Consider the following 785-nt stretch of genomic DNA (forward strand, 5'->3'; position numbering starts at 1 on the left):
GGCAAGTCCAGTGGGTCTCAAGTGTAACTTTTCAAGAAGGATTGTCTCTTTATAAAGGAGCTGGTTACAAAGAGGCATGTTACAAAGGAGGGTTTTAGAATCTTTATCCTGTGAGGGAGAGAAAACGATGGGTGTTTTTAGCCAATGCTCTTTTTGCTAGAACAGTCAAAATGTTTATAAAGGGCATCAAGAATAATACGCAATGAACCAACAAGATTAGGCAGCGGTTGATCTTCTATAACAAGATATTGTAATGCCGCATGAAAGTTGTGTTGACGATGCAAATATTGTGCTTCTTTAATCGCTTCTTGCATATCTTCATAGCAATTCGTTGCTCTTTGAACCCATTGCTTTTTTGTTGTCTCATCTGATGCGCTGTGCGTAAAACCATCATAATAGCCGTTTGGTAAGCCTTTTGCACATAAATAGTCGTTTCTGATTTGCAAGTATCTTTGCGCCGTGTCATATTGCTCCTTACTGATGCCTGATGAATCCCCTTTATAGCCAAGCAAACAAAGACGCCCAATATAGGTTCCAACAAGTGGATTTTTCGCTTCTTCAAGGCTTAAACCAAAGTGTTTTGCACGCATTTCAATCGCAGATTGAAGCGCAGATTCGCTGGGGCTTTGGGCACGTGAAATACGGCCATTGGGCTCTCTGAGTTTGCCTGTTATTCTCGGTCTACCGCGTTTTTTACGTATTTTCATGAACTTAACCATTTAAATGAAAAATAAACTGTCTGTTGATGGGGGACAGTGATGTAAAAAGCACTTTAAGCAAATACT

Annotated in this window: 1 protein-coding gene; it reads right to left on the minus strand. The window is 40.1% G+C overall.

Going from position 1 to position 785, the window contains the following annotated elements:
* Positions 1–137: 137 nt before the first annotated feature.
* Entirely contained in the window at positions 138–707 is a 570-nt protein-coding gene (locus ACFIKE_RS11940) for a hypothetical protein (protein WP_375650170.1), read from the minus strand.
* Positions 708–785 lie beyond the last annotated feature (78 nt).

The organism is Bartonella sp. MU70NMGDW (genome assembly GCF_042194085.1).
Taxonomy (GTDB): Bacteria; Pseudomonadota; Alphaproteobacteria; order Rhizobiales; family Rhizobiaceae; genus Bartonella; species Bartonella grahamii.

Excerpts from the sequence above, each read along its gene's own strand:
- ACFIKE_RS11940 (WP_375650170.1), bottom strand. The coding sequence starts at position 707 with ATGAAAATACGTAAAAAACGCGGTAGACCGAGAATAACAGGCAAACTC.